The sequence below is a fragment of the Actinacidiphila sp. bgisy145 genome, assembly GCF_057708125.1.
This window is the reverse complement of sequence record NZ_JBYIRL010000043.1, coordinates 1-17797: the sequence shown is the minus strand read 5'-3', so window position 1 is coordinate 17797 and position 17797 is coordinate 1. Positions and strand designations below refer to the sequence as shown.

The 17797-nt window shown below is 74.1% G+C and carries 16 protein-coding genes; 14 read left to right on the top strand and 2 right to left on the bottom strand.

The genetic code is table 11. From position 1 onward, the window contains the following. Positions 1-53 precede the first annotated feature (53 nt). Positions 54-824, top strand: coding sequence for an RraA family protein (locus AC3ERT_RS30225; RefSeq protein WP_335972263.1), 771 nt, complete (start codon positions 54-56; stop codon positions 822-824). Positions 825-877: 53 nt separating this feature from the next. On the opposite strand, the gene AC3ERT_RS30220 is transcribed toward AC3ERT_RS30225, so the two are convergent. Further along, positions 878-1759 carry an SDR family oxidoreductase gene (locus AC3ERT_RS30220; protein ID WP_435177981.1) on the bottom strand — a complete coding sequence of 294 codons (882 nt, stop codon included), beginning with the start codon at positions 1757-1759 and terminating at the stop codon, positions 878-880. A gap of 89 nt (positions 1760-1848) precedes the next feature. Here AC3ERT_RS30220 and AC3ERT_RS30215 point away from each other — a divergent pair, with 89 nt between their 5' ends. From AC3ERT_RS30215 to AC3ERT_RS30165, 11 genes are all read left to right on the top strand, one after another. Continuing rightward, the gene (locus tag AC3ERT_RS30215; protein WP_435130607.1) at positions 1849-2430 is read left to right on the top strand and encodes a TetR/AcrR family transcriptional regulator; all 582 of its coding nucleotides are present in this window, start codon (positions 1849-1851) and stop codon (positions 2428-2430) included. A gap of 226 nt (positions 2431-2656) precedes the next feature. Then, entirely contained in the window at positions 2657-3412 is a 756-nt protein-coding gene (locus tag AC3ERT_RS30210; protein ID WP_335972260.1) for a (5-formylfuran-3-yl)methyl phosphate synthase, read from the top strand. Positions 3413-3939: 527 nt separating this feature from the next. Further along, positions 3940-5268 (top strand): aldehyde dehydrogenase family protein, encoded by a 1329-nt coding sequence (locus AC3ERT_RS30205; protein WP_435177979.1) that lies wholly within the window; start codon positions 3940-3942, stop codon positions 5266-5268. 10 nt (positions 5269-5278) lie between these two features. After that, positions 5279-6382: an NAD(P)-dependent alcohol dehydrogenase gene (locus AC3ERT_RS30200; RefSeq protein ID WP_435178033.1), complete on the top strand. Its 1104-nt coding sequence runs from the start codon at positions 5279-5281 to the stop codon at positions 6380-6382. A gap of 121 nt (positions 6383-6503) precedes the next feature. Beyond that, positions 6504-7412 (top strand): class I SAM-dependent methyltransferase, encoded by a 909-nt coding sequence (locus tag AC3ERT_RS30195; RefSeq protein WP_435177977.1) that lies wholly within the window; start codon positions 6504-6506, stop codon positions 7410-7412. A gap of 77 nt (positions 7413-7489) precedes the next feature. Further along, positions 7490-7666, top strand: a complete 177-nt coding sequence (locus tag AC3ERT_RS30190; RefSeq protein WP_335972257.1) for a hypothetical protein — start codon at positions 7490-7492, stop codon at positions 7664-7666. A gap of 678 nt (positions 7667-8344) precedes the next feature. Beyond that, positions 8345-9280: a carbohydrate ABC transporter permease gene (locus AC3ERT_RS30185; protein ID WP_335972256.1), complete on the top strand. Its 936-nt coding sequence runs from the start codon at positions 8345-8347 to the stop codon at positions 9278-9280. Positions 9281-9328: 48 nt separating this feature from the next. Then, the gene (locus tag AC3ERT_RS30180) at positions 9329-10216 is read left to right on the top strand and encodes a carbohydrate ABC transporter permease (protein ID WP_335972982.1); all 888 of its coding nucleotides are present in this window, start codon (positions 9329-9331) and stop codon (positions 10214-10216) included. A 74-nt stretch (positions 10217-10290) separates the two neighbouring features. Continuing rightward, a complete protein-coding gene (locus AC3ERT_RS30175) occupies positions 10291-11628 on the top strand; it encodes an ABC transporter substrate-binding protein (protein ID WP_335972255.1) in 1338 nt (445 codons plus the stop codon). Positions 11629-11885: 257 nt separating this feature from the next. Beyond that, positions 11886-12878, top strand: coding sequence for a LacI family DNA-binding transcriptional regulator (locus AC3ERT_RS30170; RefSeq protein ID WP_435130751.1), 993 nt, complete (start codon positions 11886-11888; stop codon positions 12876-12878). 143 nt (positions 12879-13021) lie between these two features. After that, entirely contained in the window at positions 13022-14782 is a 1761-nt protein-coding gene (locus AC3ERT_RS30165) for a glycoside hydrolase family 35 protein (protein ID WP_435177975.1), read from the top strand. 22 nt (positions 14783-14804) lie between these two features. On the opposite strand, the gene AC3ERT_RS30160 is transcribed toward AC3ERT_RS30165, so the two are convergent. Beyond that, the gene (locus AC3ERT_RS30160) at positions 14805-15746 is read right to left on the bottom strand and encodes an alpha/beta hydrolase family protein (RefSeq protein ID WP_435177973.1); all 942 of its coding nucleotides are present in this window, start codon (positions 15744-15746) and stop codon (positions 14805-14807) included. A gap of 127 nt (positions 15747-15873) precedes the next feature. On the opposite strand from AC3ERT_RS30160, the gene AC3ERT_RS30155 reads away from it, so the two are divergent. Next, positions 15874-16281 carry a MerR family transcriptional regulator gene (locus AC3ERT_RS30155; protein ID WP_335972252.1) on the top strand — a complete coding sequence of 136 codons (408 nt, stop codon included), beginning with the start codon at positions 15874-15876 and terminating at the stop codon, positions 16279-16281. 196 nt (positions 16282-16477) lie between these two features. Beyond that, positions 16478-17797: helix-turn-helix domain-containing protein (locus AC3ERT_RS30150; protein WP_435177971.1), on the top strand; the 1320-nt coding region annotated here is incomplete at its 3' end.

Below are 17797 nucleotides of genomic sequence, written 5' to 3'. Positions count from 1 at the left end.
GGCGTGGCGGGATGAACCCGACAGGGGATCAGGGAGCGCCGGAAGCAGGGGACATGCGGACGTACGGCTCGATGCGGGCGCCGGTGCACACCGCGAGCTACGTCCGGCCGACCGAGCGGATGCTCACGGCGCTGAAGGGGGTGAGCGCCGCGACCGCCTGCGCGAAGCTCCACCAGAGCGGCATCACGCGGACCTTCATCGACGGCCCGGTGCCGCTGCACCGCGAGCCGGACGTCACGGTCGTCGGGGGCGCGGTCACCTTGCAGTTCCTGCCGCAGCGCGAGGACGTCTTCTCCGGCGCTGAGCAGGAGGACATCGAGCGCAAGACCGCGCTGTGGGGGGTGCTGGAGTCGATCCAGCCCGGCGACGTGCTGGTCGTGTCCGCCTACGGCAGCCACTTCACCGGCTGCCTCGGCGACATGCTGGTGCGCTACTTCAAGCTGCGCGGCGGCGCGGGGATCGTGGTGGACGGGCGGGTGCGCGACGCGGCCCGTATCCGCGCGCTGGGCGTGCCCGTGTGGTGCACCGGGGTGACCCCGCACTACGCCTCGCAGACGGAGCTGTTCCCGTCGGCGTTCAATGTGCCGGTCGGCGTGGGCGGGGTGCTGGTCACCCCGGGGGACGTGATCGTCGCCGACGAGGACGGGGCGGTCGCGGTGCCGCAGCCGAACGCGGTGCCGCTGGGGGAGGACGCGCTCGCGCACCAGGACCGCGAGGTCTTCGCCCGCCGCCGGCTCGACGAGGGCGGGCGGCTGTCGGACTACTACCCGCTCACCGGCGCGGGCCTGACGGAGTACCTGGCCGCACGCGGCGGCGAGGGGTAGCGCGCGGCGCCCGGCCCGGGGTGCCTACCGGGCCGGGCGGGCGCGGGCGGAGCTCAGGGCTGGATGTTCTCCAGGTCGGCCAGCAGGTTCGGGTGCTTCGGCTCCCAGCCCAGGGCCTGGCGGGTGTGGGCGCTGGAGGCCGGCTGGTCGGCGGCGAAGATCGGGCCGAACGGGCCGAAGGTCTCCTGCGGCACCGGCTGGACCGGCAGCCCCAGGCGCCGGCCGATGACCTCCGCGATGTCCCGCACGGCGTCGCCCTCGTCGTCGACCGCGTGCCAGGCGGTGCCGGGCGGCGCCGACTCCAGGGCGAGCCGGAACAGGGCGGCGGCGTCGCGCGCGTGCACCGCCGGCCAGCGCTGGGTGCCGTCGCCGGGGTAGCCGGCCACGCCGCTGCGGCGGGCGGCCTGGACCAGCAGCCCGGCGAACCCGCCCGCGCCGTTGTTGTGGACCGTGCGCGGCATGCGGACCGCCGAGCTGCGCAGGCCGCTTTCGGCCAGGCCGAGCAGCGCGTTCACGGTGCGGCTGCGGCCGCCCACCGGCCCGTCGGTCGGCAGCGGGTCGGCCTCGGTGGCGGGGCGCCCCGCGGCCAGCGGCGTGCCCGAGACCACCACGATCGGGCGGTCGCTGCCGAGGAGCTCCTGCCCGAGCGCGGCCACCGCGGCGCTCTCCTCGGCGATACCGCGGGTGAGCGCCTCGGGGCTGGCGTAGTCGCGCCCGAAGGCCAGGCTCACCACCCCCTCCGACTGCGCGGCGCCCGAGCGCAGGGTGTCGAGGTCCGCCAGCTCCCCGCGCAGCACCGAGGCGCCGGCGTCCTGGAGGGTGCGCGCGGAGGCGTCGGAGCGGGCCAGCGCGAGGACGCTGTGCCCGTGGTCGAGCAGTTCGGCGACGACGGCGGAGCCGATGGTGCCGGTGCCGCCGGTGACGAAGACGTGCATGAACTCTCCCTCAAAGTGATGGGACCGTTGTCCCGTCATCGACGATACACCGTGATGGGACAACAGTCCCATCGCCTTATCCTGGTGTCATGGCTAGATGGCAACCAGGTGCGACCCAGCGACTCGTCGTCGCGGCCGTGGACCTGTTCAGCGAGCAGGGCTACGACGCGACGACGGTGGCGCAGATCGCCGAGCGCGCCGGCGTCACCAAGAGCACCTTCTTCCGGCACTTCGCCGACAAGCGCGAACTGCTGGTCGCCGGGCAGGAGACCCTCAGCCGGCTGCTGGCCGACGGCATCACCGACGCCCCCGCCGACGCCACCCCGCTCCAGGCGGTGGCCGCGGGCCTGGCCCGCGCCTCGGACGCCATGGGACCGGCCAACCGCGACCTCGGCCCCCGGATCAAGGCCGCCGTCGCGGCCAGCACCGAGCTCCAGGAGCGCGACGCCCTCAAGAGCGTCGGCCTGGCCGCCGCCATGGCCACCGCGCTGCGCGGGCGCGGCATACCCGACACCACCGCCCAACTCGCCGCCGAGGTCGGCATCCTCGCCTTCAAGCGCGGCTACGCCCGCTGGTCGGAGACCGGCCGCGAGGACGACGCGGCCGAACTCGCGCCCTACGCGCTCGCCGCACTGGAGGACCTGCGGGCCGCGACCGCCGAACTCGGCTGAGGCTGAAACATCGGCCCGCCCACCCGCCCTGACCAGCCCCGGGCGCGGCGCGGCGGGTCGCGGACCGGCGGCGTGGGCGGCGCGTTCGGGGGGCGCGGGCCCGCCGGGGCAGTGACCCGTACAGGTGCCGAGCGCTCTGCCGGAGCGGGCCGGGGCGCGGTGATGATGAGCAGGCCGCGCCGGACAACTGCGCGGCGGATGACCGCTGCGAGCCAAGGAGTCCGCGTTGCTGCTGCTCATCTCCCCGGACAGCGTCGAGGAGGCCCTCGACTGCGCCAGGGCCGCCGAACACCTCGACATCGTCGACGTGAAGAAGCCCGACGAGGGATCGCTCGGCGCGAACTACCCGTGGGTGATCCGGGAGATCCGCGAGGCCGTGCCTGCCGACAAGCCGGTCTCCGCGACCGTGGGCGACGTGCCCTACAAGCCCGGCACCGTCGCACAGGCCGCACTCGGCGCGGTCGTCTCCGGCGCCTCCTACATCAAGGTCGGCCTCTTCGGCTGCACCACGCCCGAGCAGGCCGTCGACGTGATGAGCGGCGTGGTCCGCGCGGTCAAGGAGTACCGCCCCGACGCGCTCGTGGTCGCCTCCGGATACGCCGACGCCCACCGGATCGGCTGCGTCAACCCGCTCGCGCTGCCCGACGTCGCCCGGCGCGCCGGCTGCGACGCGGCCATGCTCGACACCGCGATCAAGGACGGCCGCGGCCTGTTCGACCACCTGCCGCACGAAGCCTGCGCCGAGTTCGTCCGCCGCTCCCACGACGCCGGACTGCTCGCCGCCCTCGCCGGCAGCGTCAAGGCCGGCGACCTCGGCGCCCTCACCCGCATCGGCACCGACATCGTCGGTGTGCGCGGAGCCGTGTGCGAGGGCGGCGACCGCAACACGGGAAGGATTCAGCCCCGCCTGGTGGCCTCCTTCCGCGCCGAGATGAACCGGCACGCCCGCGAGCACGCCACCACCGCCGCCGCGGCGAGCTGACCGCGCCCATGGCGACGCACCCGCCCGACGAGGCGACCCTGCTCCCCGCCGCACCCGCTCCCGGCCCCGAGCCCGGGGCGGGGACCGGGGCGGCGCCCGCGGCTCGCGCCGAATCCGGTCCCGAGGTCCACCCCGAGCCCGCAGCCGAAGCCTTCCGCGCAACCGGTCCCGGCCCCGAGCCGGCACCCGATCCCGTGGCGGGGACCCGGGCGGCGCCCGCGGCTCGCGCCGAATCCGGTCCCGAGGTCCACCCCGAGCCCGCAGCCGAAGCCTTCCGCGCAACCGGCGCCCATGGTGGGGCGACGGTCCAAGGCGGTCCCGGGGCGGGGACCGGTGGTGAGCCCGGGCCCGGCGCCCCCGCCGGCTCCGCATCCGGGTCCGGACCCTGCTCCTGCGCCGCATCCGAACCGGCGGCCGCTGCGGCGGCCGGTGCCCGTACCGGTGCCGGGCCGGGAGACGGACACCCCTTCGCGGCCCGCGCCCGGCGGCCCCGCACCCTCGCCGTCCACGACCCCGCGACCGGAGAGGTGTTCGACCACGCGCCCGACCAGCACCCGGCGGAACTGGACCGGATCGTGGCCCGGGCCAGGGCGGCCTGGCCCGGATGGCGGGCCGACGCCGCCGCCCGCGCGCAGGCCCTGCGCGCCGCGGCCGACGCCGTGCAGGGCGCCGCCGCCGACCTCGCCCCGCTGCTCACCCGCGAGCAGGGCAAGCCGCTCGCGGAGGCGTACGCGGAGGTCACCCGCACCGTGGCGCGGCTGCGCTACTTCGCCGAACTCGCCCCAAAGCCGCAGCCGATCAGCGACGGGCGCCCGGTGCGCAGCCAGCTCCGGTGGCGCCCGCTCGGGCCGGTCGCCGCGATCGTCCCGTGGAACTTCCCGATCCAGCTGGCCGCGGCGAAACTCGCGCCCGCGCTCGCCGCGGGCAACACCGTCATCCTCAAACCCTCCCCGTACACGCCGCTTTCGACCCGGCTGCTGGCGAGCGTGCTCGACGGCGTGCTGCCGCCGGACGTGCTCACCGTCGTCACCGGACGCGAGCCGCTCGGCGCGCGGCTCGCCGCCCACCAGGGCATCCGCCACGTCACGTTCACCGGCTCGGTCGCCACCGGCCGGGAGGTGGCCGCGGGCGCGGCCGGATCACTGGCCCGGGTCACCCTGGAACTCGGCGGCAACGACGCCGCGATCGTGCTGGACGACGCGGACGTCGACGCGATCGCCGACCGGCTGTTCTGGGCCGCCTTCCGCAACTGCGGCCAGGTCTGCATGGCCGTCAAACGCGTCTACGCCCCCGCCCGTCTCTACCCCCGCGTGGTCGACGCGCTCGCCGAGCGGGCCCGTACCGCCGTCGTCGGCAGCGGGCTCGACCCCGCGGTGCGGCTGGGACCGCTGAACAACGCCGCGCAACTGGCGCACGTCCACCAGGTCACCGCCCGGGCGCTCGCCGATGGCGCCAGGGCGGCGGCCGGCGGGCGGCCCTTGGACCGGCCGGGCTGGTTCCACGCCCCAACGGTGCTGGCCGACGTGCCGCCGGACAGCCCGGTGGTGACCGGGGAGCAGTTCGGCCCGGTGCTGCCGGTGCTGGCCTACCGCGACCTGGACGAGGCGGTCGAGGCCGCCAACGCCACCGGGTACGGCCTCGGCGGCTCGGTGTGGGGCACCGACACCGACCGCGCCGAGCAGGTCGCCGAGCGGCTGGAGTGCGGCACCGCCTGGATCAACCACCACGCCGAACTGTCCCTGGCCCAGCCGTTCGCCGGCACCAAGGACAGCGGCGTCGGGGTGGCCGGCGGCCCCTGGGGGCTGTACGGCAACCTCCAGCCGTTCGTCGTGCACCGCCCGGCGCGGGAGGGGTGACCGCGTGGCGCTGACGTTCGACGCCGCGGTGCTGCGCTCGTACGAGAGCCGGTTCGCCGTGGAGGAGGTGGTGCTGCGGTCCGGGCCCGCCGACGGCGAGGTCCTGGTCCGGATCGCCGGGTGCGGGATGTGCCGCACCGACCTGGCCGTGCGCGGATCGGCCGGCCGCTCCCCGCTGCCGGCCGTACTCGGCCACGAAGGCGCCGGGGTCGTGGTGGAGACCGGCGGCCCCGACACCGGGCTGGACCCCGGCGACCACGTGGTGCTCAGCTTCGACTCCTGCGGCCGGTGCCGCAGTTGCGCCGGCGGCGCGCCGGCCTACTGCGACTCCTTCGCCGCGCTCAACCTCTTCGGCGGCCGCCGCGAGCACGCGACGCGCTTCACCGACGCCGCCGGCGGCACGCTCGCCCCCCGCTGGTTCGGCCAGTCCGCGTTCGCCGAGTACGCGGTGGTCGCCGCCCGCAACGCGGTACGCGTCGACCCCGCGCTGCCGGTCGAACTGCTCGGGCCGCTCGGCTGCGGCTTCCTCACCGGCGCGGGCGCGGTCTTCCACACCTTCCGGGCCGGACCCGGCGACAGCGTCGCGGTACTCGGCGCGGGCGCGGTCGGCCTGGCCGCGGTGATGGCCGCGGTCGCCGCAGGGGCGGATGTGGTCGCCGTCGACCGGCACCCCGAACGGCTCGCGCTCGCCGAGCAGTTGGGCGCGACCGCGCTGCCCGCCACCTCCTCCGACCTGGCCGGGCGCATCCGGCGGCTGACCGGCGGCGGCGCGAGCTGCGCCCTGGACACCACCGCCTCGGCCCGGCTGATCAACAACGCGCTGTGGGCACTGCGCCCGACCGGCCACCTCGGGCTGGTGGCACGGCTGCACCGCACCCTGCCGCTGGAGGTGGGCGCGCTGGACCGCGGCCGGCGGATCTCCCACATCTGCGAGGGCGACGCGGTGCCCGGCGTGCTCATCCCGCGGCTGATCGGGCTGTGGCGCGCCGGCCGCTTCCCCTTCGACCGGCTCATCCGCCGCTACCCGCTCGCCGCGGTCAACGACGCCGAACGCGACTGCGACGCGGGGCGCGTGGTCAAGCCCGTGCTGATCCCGGAGGGCCGCGGCCGCTGAACCGTACGCGCCCAGCGCCCGCCGCCGTACGCCCAGGCCGCAGCGCCGTACCCCGCCCCGCCCGCACCTCCGCCCACCCGCACCGCCGCCCACCCGTCCGCTCACCCCAAGGAGCACCCATATGGCCAGCACCGCACTCCGGCACAGCGCCGGGGGAGACGTCGAGGGAGGCGTCGGCCGCACCGCGCTCCTGGTCGCCGCCTCCCGCGCGATCGAGACCCACCGCCGCGACAGCCTCGCCCAGGACGTCTTCGCCGAGCACTTCGTGCGCGCCGCACCCGCCTGCGCGGACTGGCCGCTGCGCATCGGTGAGGTGCCCGACGGCGACGCGGACCCGCTGTGGGGCCGGTTCGCCCGCTACTTCGGGCTGCGCACCCGGGTCCTGGACGACTTCCTGCTCAGCTCGGTGCACGCCGGCGGCGCCCGGCAGGTGGTGCTGCTCGGCGCCGGGCTGGACTCGCGCGCCTACCGGCTCGACTGGCCGGAGGGCTGCACCGTCTACGAACTCGACCGGGAGGGCGTCCTCGCGTTCAAGCACGAGGTGCTCGCGGGGCTCGCCGCCACCCCGCGGGCCGCCCGCGTCCCCGTCCCGGCGGACCTGCGCGGCGACTGGGCCGGCGCGCTGACCGCCGCGGGCTTCGACCCCGCCGCCCCCAGCGCCTTCCTCGCCGAAGGGCTGCTGTTCTACCTGCCCGGCGCAGCCGAGACCGCCCTGATCGAGACCGTGGACCACCTGACCGCCCCCGGCAGCGCGCTCGCCTTCGAGGTCAAGCTCGAACCGGACCTGCTGGAGTACCGCACCAGCCCGCTCTACGTCGCCACCCACCGGCAGATCGGCATCGACCTGCTCGGCCTCTTCGCCCGGGAGCAGCGCCCCGACTCCGCCGGCGCGCTCGCGGCCCGGGGCTGGCACACCTCGGTCCGCACCCCGTTCGAGTTCACCCGCGAGCACGGCCGCGGACCGCTCCCCGAGTCCAACGACGCGCTGGAGGGCAACCGCTGGGTCTTCGCGACCAGGCCCCGCGCATGAGGGCGGCCGCGCAGGGTTGCCGGGGCCGGCGGCGGGTATGACGCGGGTGATCGGCACATCGAGGAAACGGGGGGACCATGAAGGAGTGGCTCGCGCGGAAGGGCAGCCGGGTGCTGGACATGATGTCGCAGCGGCGGCGGATGGCGAAGTACGACGACCCGGACGCCCACCGGCGGGGTGCGCCCGACCGGGACGCACTGCTGCCGTACAACCACACGCAGACGCCGATTCCGCCGATGAACAGCATCAACTGAGGTACAGTGAACCGATCCTCGCGGCCCGCACCTGACGCGGCGGCCGCAATAGGGATGATTGCGTAAACACCTCTCGTCAACGGCTCGACCGCATCCCCGACTTCACCCCGGCTCCGGCCGCCGGTGAGGCAACGCCCCTCGTCAGGGCGGTGATCGGGGGGAGTGGTCGGGCCTTTGTGCTGCCCGGGAACGCACTTCCGGCGGCGCCCCCTGTGCCCGGCCGAGGTCGTATCGCCGTCGTATCACCGCTCTATCACGGTCATATAACGGACATTCGCCCGTGCTCGCCGCTGCCGCCATTCCACGATGATCACGCAACCATCACGGCCGGGCCGCATTCGCCCCCGAGCCCGCCCGCGCGGCCCCGCACCCTGTGACCTCGGACGTTGCCGCTTCCACCGCCGCGCGACACCCCAGGACGATGGCGGACCCGGGGCGCGCCCAGCGCCCTGGGTGGGCTCGGACCGCCGGTGAAGCCCCTTGTCAAGAGAGCCTGGTGGCGCCTCAGGGGAGCGCCGAGCCGCCCCCGACGAGCAAAACGCACGAGATTTTGTCCGCTTTGGAGCGAATGTGGAAAATTTCATGCCGGCCAAGGGTTGCCAGATGCGCAATGGTTGCGTAACCATCGGCGTGCGACGACGGACACGATCGTCTGCTAAGACGTCAGGGGATTTCGACATGGCCAGTAGTGCACCCGCAACGGCGCGGAGCGGCCCGGCGCCCGCGCGTTCTCGCCCCCGGGGGCCGGCGCGCAGCAGGCGCTGGATCGGCTGGGGCTTCGTGGCCCCGTTCGTCGCGGTGTTCGCGCTGGTCTTCCTCGCCCCGATCGCCTACTCGATCTACCTGAGCCTGTACCGCAACCAGTTGATCGGCGGCAACCACTTCGTCGGCCTGGACAACTACACCCAGGCGCTGCACGACCACGAGTTCTGGTCGGGCCTGGGCCGGGTGGGCCTGTTCCTGGTCGTCCAGGTGCCGATCATGCTCGGCATCGCCCTGCTGGTGGCGCTGGCGCTGGACAGCGGCCGGCTGTACGGCAAGAACTTCTTCCGGATCTCGATCTTCCTGCCCTACGCGGTGCCGGCCGTGGTCGCCACCTTGATGTGGGGCTTCATGTACGGCAAGCAGTTCGGCCTGGTGCAGAGCATCAACGACCACCTGCACACCTCGATCCCCGACCCGCTCGGCCCGCACTGGGTGCTGCTGAGCATCGGCAACATCGTCACGTGGGAGTTCGTCGGCTACAACATGCTGATCTTCTACGCGGCCCTGCGGGTGGTCCCCTCCTCCCTGTACGAGGCCGCCGCGATCGACGGCGCCGGCCAGTGGCGGGTCATCCGCTCGATCAAGATCCCGGCGATCCGCGGCGCCCTGGTGATCGCGACCGTCTTCTCGATCATCGGCAGCTTCCAGCTGTTCAACGAGCCGAGCATCCTCAAGAGCCTGGCGCCGAACGCGATCACCACGTTCTTCACGCCGAACCTCTACACGTACTCGCTGTCCTTCGGCGGCCGCCAGCACAACTACGCCGCCACGGTCGCGATCCTCATGGGGATCGTCACCATGATCGTCGCCTACGCCGTGCAGCTGCGCGGCATGCGCAAGGAGAACTGAACCGTGGCCGCCGACACCGCCCCCGCCCGCCGCGACCAGCCGGTCCCGCTGCGCGTGCGACCCCGCCCCAAGCGGCGCGGCTACTCCTCCGACAAGCCCCGGCGCAGCGTGCTGATGACGGTGCTCACCTCCCTGGTGGTGCTGTACACGCTGGTCCCGCTGGCCTGGCTGGTCATCAACGCCAGCAAGACCCAGCCGAAGCTGATGAGCTCCTTCGGCCTGTGGTTCAGCGGCCACTTCGCGCTGTGGGACAACATCCACCAGACGCTCACCTACGACCACCACATCTTCGTCCGCTGGCTGCTGAACACCCTGCTGTACGTGGTGGTCGGCGCGGGCGGCGCGACGTTCCTCGCGGTGCTCGGCGGGTACGGCCTGGCGAAGTTCGACTTCACCGGCAAGCGCGCGGTCTTCGCCGTCGTCATCGGCGCGGTCGCCGTGCCCGGCGCGGCGCTGGCCGTCCCCACCTTCCTGATGTTCAGCAAGCTCGGGCTGACCGACACCCCCTGGGCGGTGATCATCCCGTCGTTGATCTCGCCGTTCGGCCTGTACCTGATGTGGGTGTTCGCCTCCGAGGCGATCCCCGACGAGCTGCTGGAGGCCGCCCGCATGGACGGCTCGGGCGAGATCCGCACCTTCTTCCGGATCGCCCTGCCGCTGCTGGCCCCCGGCATCGTCACGGTGCTGCTGTTCACCGTGGTCGCGACGTGGAACAACTACTTCCTGCCGCTGATCATGATCAAGAACCCGCACTGGTACCCGCTGACCATCGGCCTCAACGCCTGGAACGCGCAGGCCGCCACCGCCGGCGGCCAGCCCGTCTTCAACCTGGTGATCACCGGCTCGCTGCTGACGATCATCCCGCTCATCGCGGCCTTCCTCCTCCTCCAGCGCTACTGGCAGTCCGGCCTGGCCGCCGGAAGCGTCAAGGAGTGACCCGCCCGGGCCACCCCAGGACCAGCACGTCCGCACGCCTCAGCACCCTCATCACGCACAACGGAGTGACAACAATGAGAACCAAGCTCTCCCGCTACGCCGGGGCGGTGGCCCTGGTCTGCGCCGCCTCCGTCGGCCTGGCCGCCTGCGGCTCGTCCGGCTCCAGCTCGTCCGGCGGCAAGACGTCCGCCTCGGACGTGAAGTCCGCGCTGGCCAAGGGAGGGACGATCACGGTCTGGGCCTGGGAGCCCACCTTGAAGCAGGTCGTCACCGACTTCGAGAAGAAGTACCCCAAGGTCCACGTCAACCTGGTCAACGCCGGTACCGGCAACGACCAGTACACCGCGCTGCAGAACGCGGTGGAGGCCGGCAAGGGCGTCCCGGACGTCGCGCAGATCGAGTACTACGCGCTCGGCCAGTTCGCGCTGTCGAAGTCCCTCACCGACCTGAGCAGCTACGGTGCGAAGGACCTCAAGAGCACCTACTCCACCGGCCCGTGGAACTCGGTCAACGTAGACGGCGGCGTCTACGCGCTGCCGATGGACTCCGGCCCGATGGCGCTGTTCTACAACAAGAAGGTCTTCGACAAGTACGACCTGCCGGTGCCCACCACCTGGCAGCAGTACCTCGACGACGCGCGCAAGCTGCACAAGGCCAACCCGAAGGCGTACATCGCCAACGACACCGGTGACGCGGGCGAGACCACCAGCCTCATCTGGCAGGCCGGCGGCAAGCCGTACACCGTCGACGGCAGCAACGTGTCGGTCGACTTCTCCAAGGACTCCGGCACCGCCACCTACACCAAGGTGTGGCAGCAGCTGATCTCCGAGCACCTGCTCGCCCCCACCACCGGCTGGACCGACCAGTGGTACAAGGGCCTGGGCGACGGCACCATCGCCACCCTGGCGACCGGCGCCTGGATGCCGGCCAACTTCGCCTCCGGCGTCAAGGACGCCGCGGGTGACTGGCGGGTCGCCGCGCTGCCGCAGTGGCAGTCCGGCGCCAACGCCAGCGCGGAGAACGGCGGCAGCTCGCTCGCGGTGATGAAGGCCGGCAGCAAGAAGGACCTGGCCTACGCCTTCCTGCAGTACGCCAACCAGGGCGCCGGGGTGAAGACCCGCATCGACGCCGGCGCCTTCCCGGCCACCACCGCGGACCTGAACTCCGCGTCCTTCCAGGACCAGAAGTTCCCGTACTTCGGCGGCCAGCAGGCGAACAAGATCTTCGCCCAGTCCGCGAAGAACGTGGTGTCCGGCTGGACCTACCTGCCCTACCAGGTCTACGCCAACTCCGTCTTCAACGACTCCGTCGGCAAGGCGTACACCTCCGGTACCCCGCTGAAGTCCGCGCTCGAGGCATGGCAGAACAAGTCCATCGCCTACGGCAAGGAGCAGGGCTTCACCGTGAAGTGACGTCACGTCGGCAGCGGTGCTGCGGAGCCCGGCCCGAACGGCGGGCTCCGCAGCGGTCGGAGCGGCCCGCGAAGGCGGCCGCCCCGGCCGGGCGCCGGCGCCATCCGTAGACTGTGACATCGGCCATTCGTAAGAGCCCGGCCAGCGGGTGAAGGTGCAGGCAGCAAGTGACCGAGAGCGAAACAGCCGAGCAGGGCGGCAGCGCCCCGCTCCGGACCGGGCCGGCGGCCGGCGGACGGCGCCGCCGCAGCGCGTCCATGGCGGACGTGGCCCGGCTCGCGGGGGTCTCCGCGCAGACCGTCTCGCGGGTGTCCAACGGCGCCCCCGGCGTCGTGGACGCCACCCGCGAGCAGGTGCTGGCCGCGATGAAGGAGCTGGGCTACCGGCCCAACTCCGCTGCCCGCGCCCTCAAAAGCGGCCGGTTCCACACCATCGGCGTCATCCTGTTCAACATCTCCACCACCGGCAACACCCGCACCCTGGAGGCCATCGCGACCTCCGCGGCGGCCGAGGGCTACGCCATCACCCTCCTGCCGGTCGCCGCCGCCACCCAGGACAGCGTGCGCGGCGCGTTCACCCGGATGGGAGAACTCGCCGTCGACGGCATCATCATGCTGATGGAGGCCCACCTGCTGGACGCCTCCACGGTGACGCTGCCGCCGCGCGCGCTGGCCGTCGTCGCGGACTCCAACGCCGGCGACCGCTACCGGGTCGTCGACACCGACCAGGTCGGCGGCGCCCAGGCCGCCGTCCAGCACCTGCTGCAACTCGGCCACGACACCGTCTGGCACGTCGCCGGCCCGTCCTACTCCTACTCCGCCGAACGCCGGGTGGAGGCGTGGCGCTCCGCCCTGGAGTCCCGCCGCCGCCAGGTGCCCGAGCCGCTGCGCGGCGACTGGACGGCCGACTCCGGCTACCAGGCCGGGCTCCAGCTCGCCCAGGAACCGGACTGCACCGCCGTCTTCGTCTCCAACGACCAGATGGCCCTCGGCGTCCTGCGCGCCCTGCACGAGCACGGCCGCCGGGTGCCGGAGGACATCAGCGTCGTCGGCTTCGACGACGTGCCCGAGGCCGGCTCCTACCTGCCCCCGCTCACCACCGTCCACCAGGACTTCTCCGAGGTCGGGCGGCGCTGCGTGGAGGAGCTGCTGAAGCAGATACGGGACGACCGGGAGGCCACCGGCACCACGCTGGTGCCGACCCGGCTGGTCACCCGCGCCAGCACCGCCCCGCCGCCCAGCGCCCGCTGAGCCGCACCCGCCCCGAACCGCCCCGACACCCCCAGCAGGCGCCGCCCGGCCCCCGTGCGCGCCCGGCCTGCCCCACCCCGGTGATGGTTACGCAACCATCGCCCCCTTGCTTCGACTACGCTCCACGGAAGGAGCAGGACACCATGCCCAAGGAACTGCGGATCGAACCCGACGGCTTCCGCCTCGACGGCGAACCGTTCCGCATCATCTCCGGTGGCCTGCACTACTTCCGGGTCCACCCCGAGCAGTGGGCGGACCGGCTGCGCAAGGCCCGCCTGATGGGCCTGAACACCATCGACACCTATGTGCCGTGGAACCTCCACCAGCCCCGCAAGGGCGGCGAGCTGGACCTGACCGGCATCCTCGACCTGCCCCGCTTCCTCGACCTGGCCGCCGCCGAGGGCCTGCACGTCCTGCTGCGCCCCGGGCCGTACATCTGCGCCGAGTGGGAGGGCGGCGGCCTGCCGTCCTGGCTGCTGGCCGAGCCCGACATCCGCCTGCGCACCAACGACCCCGCCTACCTGGCCGCCGTCGAGCACTTCTTCCAGGCGCTGCTGCCGGCCGTCACCCCCCACCTGGCCACCAGCGGCGGCCCGGTCATCGCCGTCCAGGTCGAGAACGAGTACGGCGCCTACAGCGACGACACCGGCCACCTGCGCCGGATCGCCGACCTGCTGCTGGCCGGCGGGATCGACGTGCCGCTGTTCACCTGCGACCAGCCCGGCGACCTCGCCCGCGGCGCCCTGCCCGGCGTGCTCGCCACCGTCAACCTCGGCAGCCGCGCCGCGACCGGCCTGGCCGCGCTGCGCGCCCACCAGCCCCAGGGCCCGCTGATGGTCACCGAGTTCTGGAACGGCTGGTTCGACCGCTGGGGCGGCGTCCACGTCGTACGCGACGCGGCCGGCGCCGCCGCGGAACTCGACGCGATCCTCGCCTCAGGCGCCTCGGTGAACCTCTACATGTTCCACGGCGGCACCAACTTCGGCTTCACCAACGGCGCCAACGACAAGCACACCTACCGGCCCACCGTCACCTCCTACGACTACGACGCGCCGCTGGACGAGGCGGGCGACCCCACCCCGAAGTACGCCGCCTTCCGCGAGGTCATCGCCCGCCACGCCCCCGTCCCCGACGAGCCGGCGCCGCTGCCGGCGAAGAAGCTCAGCGCCCTGGGCGTCACCCTGGACCGCACCGCCCCGCTGCTCACGCAGGCGCCGCTGCTCGGCCAGGCGGTGGCCGGCCCGCGCCCGCTGACCATGGAGGAACTCGGCCAGGACTTCGGCTTCGTGCTCTACCAGGCGCAACTGCCCGCGCCGGGCCCCGCGGTGCTCACGCTCGACGCCGTCCGCGACCGCGCCCAGGTCTTCGTCGACGGGCAGCCGGCCGGCGTCCTGGAGCGCGAGGGCCACGAACCGGCCCTGGCCTTCACGGTGCCGCGGGCCGGCGCCCGCCTGGAGGTGCTGGTGGAGAACCAGGGCCGGGTCAACTACGGCCAGGCGCTGCACGACCGCAAGGGCCTGCTCGGCGAGGCCCGGCTGGACGGCGAGGTACTGCGCGGCTGGACCAGCCGCCCGCTGCCGCTCACCCCCGCCGACCTGGAGCGCCTGGAGTTCGCCGCCGCCGTCGGCCCGGTCGTCGGCCCGGCCTTCCACCGCGGCGTGTTCGACGTGGAGACCCCCGCCGACACCCACCTCGACCTGGCCGGCTGGACCAAGGGCAACGCGTGGGTCAACGGCTTCCCGCTCGGCCGCTTCTGGTCCCGCGGCCCGCAGACCACCCTCTACGTGCCGGCGCCGGTGCTGCGCGCGGGCGCCAACGAGGTCGTGGTGCTGGAACTGCACGCCGCCGCCCGGACCACCGTCGCCCTGCGCGAGGCCGCCGACCTCGGCCCCGTCGAGGAGTGAGGCGGGCGGGCCGGGCCCGGGGTCACTTGGACTCCAGCCGGCCCAGCGGATGCGACGCGCCGGCCAGGGCGGCCCGGGCCACGGCCCAGTCGTCATGGCCGGCGCCGGTCACCTCCCGCAGGTAGGCCAGGGTGACGTGCTGCACGAGCGCGACCCGGTCCGGGTTCTCGTCGGTGGTCTCGGCCGCCGCGTAGCCGGAGATGCCCCCCAGCGAGTGCCGGCCGCCGTACACCGTGAGCAGGCTGCGGCCGGCCGGGGCCAGCGTGTACGGGTCGGTGGTCCAGGCCGGGCCGAGGGTGGACAGCGGCAGCTCGTCCGCGTCGCCGGCGACGACCAGCGAGGGCGCGGCCAGCGCCGAGAAGTCCTGCTCGCGCAGCCACGGCAACTGCTCGCGGGCGTAGGGCGTCAGCGTGTCGCCGCCGCGCCCGGCGGTGGCGATCTGGATGCCGGCCGTCACCCGCGCGTCGGACAGGTCCGGCACCTCGCCGGTCAGCGGGTCGGTCACCCGCAGGCCCATGAGCAGGCCCGCGGTCTGCCCGCCGAAGGAGTGCCCGGCCGCCACGATCCGGGTGCGGTCCACCCGCCCCATCAGGCCCGGCACCGCCGCCTCCAGGGTGCCGAGCGCGTCGAGCACCACCCGCATGTCCTGCACGCGCTGCCGCCAGAGGCCCGGGCGGCGCGGGTCGTCCGGCGCCAGTCCCAACCGCCGTGCGTCCAGGTGGGTCGGCTGGACCACCACGAAGCCGCCCGCGGCCCAGTGGGCGGCCAGCGGCGCGTAGCCGTCGAGGTCGGAGCCGAAGCCGTGGGCGAACAGCACCACCGGCAGGCCGCTGCCGGTGACCGGCGCGGTGACGCGGACCGGCAGGTCCGCGCCGCGGTGCGGCGCGGGCAGCGCGACGGGGCTGACCGACACGGTCGGGACCAGGGCGGGACCGGTCAGACCGGTCGCGGCGTACGTGGGCATGGGAGGGCCTTTCCTCGGTGCGGACCCCGGCCGCGCACGGAATGCGGCGAGGCGTGGTTACGCTAAAACCTGACGTCGGCGTGAGAGGCAAGCCGCCGGAGCGCCCGCGGCCGCGGAAGGAGCAGCCATGCGTGTCGGAGACCTCGCCGCCCGGACCGGTGTCAGCGTCCGGGCGCTGCGCTACTACGAGGAGCAGCAGCTGCTCACCGCCGAGCGCAGCCCCAGCGGCCAGCGCCACTACCCCGACAGCGCCGTCGACCGGGTCCGGCTGATCCAGGAGCTGTACGCCGCCGGGCTGTCCAGCCGCACCATCCTGGAACTCCTGCCGTGCGTGGTCGACGGCCGCGCCACCCCCGAACTGCTCGGCCGCCTCGCCCAGGAGCGCGCCGAGGTCGACCGGCGCGTCACCGACCTGCTGCGCACCCGGGACCGGCTCGACGCGGTGATCGGCGGCGCGACCGGCAACATGCGCACCGGGGTCTCCTGCCGCGACGCGACCCGCGACAGCCGCCCGGCGGCTCCGCCGTCCCCCTGACCGCCGCCCCCGACCGCTGCCCCCGACGGCCGCCCCCGACCTGCGCCCCGGGCCGGTCCAACGCCCGTACCTACCAGGGCCGTTCACCCTTTCGACGGGCGGCCGGAACGCCTGCTCCCGGGTGGGCGGCGGTCGGGGTAGGCTCACCGTCCCGGAGCGCGGGGCCAGGTCACGGGGGGAGACGAAGGGCGACGTGGTGGCGGAGACACTCGGAGCGCTGGTGCGTCGGCTGCGCAAGCAGGCGGGGATGACGCAGTTCCAGCTGGCCGAGCGCGCCGGGCTGGGCGAGCGGACCATCGGCCGGATCGAGAACGACAAGCCCTTCGACCACCGCAGCGGCACCTTCGCCCGCCTCGCCGACGCGCTGGAGGCTGGCCCCGAGGACCGCCGCCGGCTGATGGCGGCCTCCATCGGCTCCGGCGACGAACCCCCGCCCGTACCGGCGCAGCAGGCCGCACCCGCGGGGGCGCGGGTGCCGGGCCCGCTGGCCGACGAGGCGGACGGGCTGGCCCGGGAGAGCAAGCGCCGCTGGCGTGAGGAGGAGGCCCAGCGCCGGGTGCACCACCCCTACGCGCTGCCGGTGCGCTGGCAGCACGTGGCGACCGGCCTCGCCGACCGGACGGAGAACGCGCAGGGCACCGCCCCCGGCGGCGCCCTGCCGGACATCGACCTCAGCGGCGACCTGCGCCGGGTCGCGGGCGTCTACCGGCGGATCGGCTCCGGGCGGCTGGTGGTGCTGGGGCGGGCCGGCTCGGGCAAGTCGATCCTGGCGGTGCGGTTCGCCCTGGACCTGCTGGACACGCGCGAGGACGCCCAGCGGGTGCCGGTGATCTTCAGCCTCGGCTCCTGGGACCCGACCGCGATCGCCCTGCGGGACTGGCTGGTCGACCGGCTGGTCCGGGACCACCCGCACCTGGCCCGGGTGCTGCCCAGCGGCAAGCCGCTCGCCGCCGACCTCTTCGACGCCGACCTGATCCTGCCGGTGCTCGACGGCTTCGACGAGATCGCGGAGGAACTGCGCGGCGAGGCACTCCAGGAACTGAACCGCACGGTGCTGCCGCTGGTGCTCACCAGCCGCCGCGACGAGTTCGCCGGGGCGGTGGCCGCGGCCCGCGCGCCCCTCGCGTCGGCCGTCGTCATCGAGCTGTGCGACCTGGAACCCTCGGACCTGCGCGACTACCTGCCCCGCACCGTGCCGGTGCCGCCCGGACCGCTCGACCCCGCCGCCCCGCGGGGCTGGAACGACGTGCTGGACCGGGCGCGGGCCGCGGGCCCGGCCGGCGCCCACCTGACCGAGGCGCTGAGCACCCCGCTGATGACCGCGCTGGCGCGGACGATGTACAGCGACAACCCCGACCGCGACCCGGCCGAACTGCTCGACACCGCGCGCTTCCCCGACGCCGCCGCGATCGAGGCCCACCTGCTGGCCGGCTTCGTACCGACCGTCTACCGGCGCCGCGCCCCGCAGCGCCCTGACGCCGGCGGCCCGGGGGGGGGGGGAGGGGGGACAAAGAGA

Coding starts and splice junctions, on each gene's coding strand:
- AC3ERT_RS30225 (WP_335972263.1), top strand. CDS start 54: ATGCGGACGTACGGCTCGATGCGGGCGCCGGTGCACACCGCGAGCTAC.
- AC3ERT_RS30220 (WP_435177981.1), bottom strand. CDS start 1,759: ATGCACGTCTTCGTCACCGGCGGCACCGGCACCATCGGCTCCGCCGTC.
- AC3ERT_RS30215 (WP_435130607.1), top strand. CDS start 1,849: ATGGCTAGATGGCAACCAGGTGCGACCCAGCGACTCGTCGTCGCGGCC.
- AC3ERT_RS30195 (WP_435177977.1), top strand. CDS start 6,504: ATGGCCAGCACCGCACTCCGGCACAGCGCCGGGGGAGACGTCGAGGGA.
- AC3ERT_RS30190 (WP_335972257.1), top strand. CDS start 7,490: ATGAAGGAGTGGCTCGCGCGGAAGGGCAGCCGGGTGCTGGACATGATG.
- AC3ERT_RS30185 (WP_335972256.1), top strand. CDS start 8,345: ATGGCCAGTAGTGCACCCGCAACGGCGCGGAGCGGCCCGGCGCCCGCG.
- AC3ERT_RS30175 (WP_335972255.1), top strand. CDS start 10,291: ATGAGAACCAAGCTCTCCCGCTACGCCGGGGCGGTGGCCCTGGTCTGC.
- AC3ERT_RS30170 (WP_435130751.1), top strand. CDS start 11,886: ATGGCGGACGTGGCCCGGCTCGCGGGGGTCTCCGCGCAGACCGTCTCG.
- AC3ERT_RS30165 (WP_435177975.1), top strand. CDS start 13,022: ATGCCCAAGGAACTGCGGATCGAACCCGACGGCTTCCGCCTCGACGGC.
- AC3ERT_RS30160 (WP_435177973.1), bottom strand. CDS start 15,746: ATGCCCACGTACGCCGCGACCGGTCTGACCGGTCCCGCCCTGGTCCCG.
- AC3ERT_RS30155 (WP_335972252.1), top strand. CDS start 15,874: ATGCGTGTCGGAGACCTCGCCGCCCGGACCGGTGTCAGCGTCCGGGCG.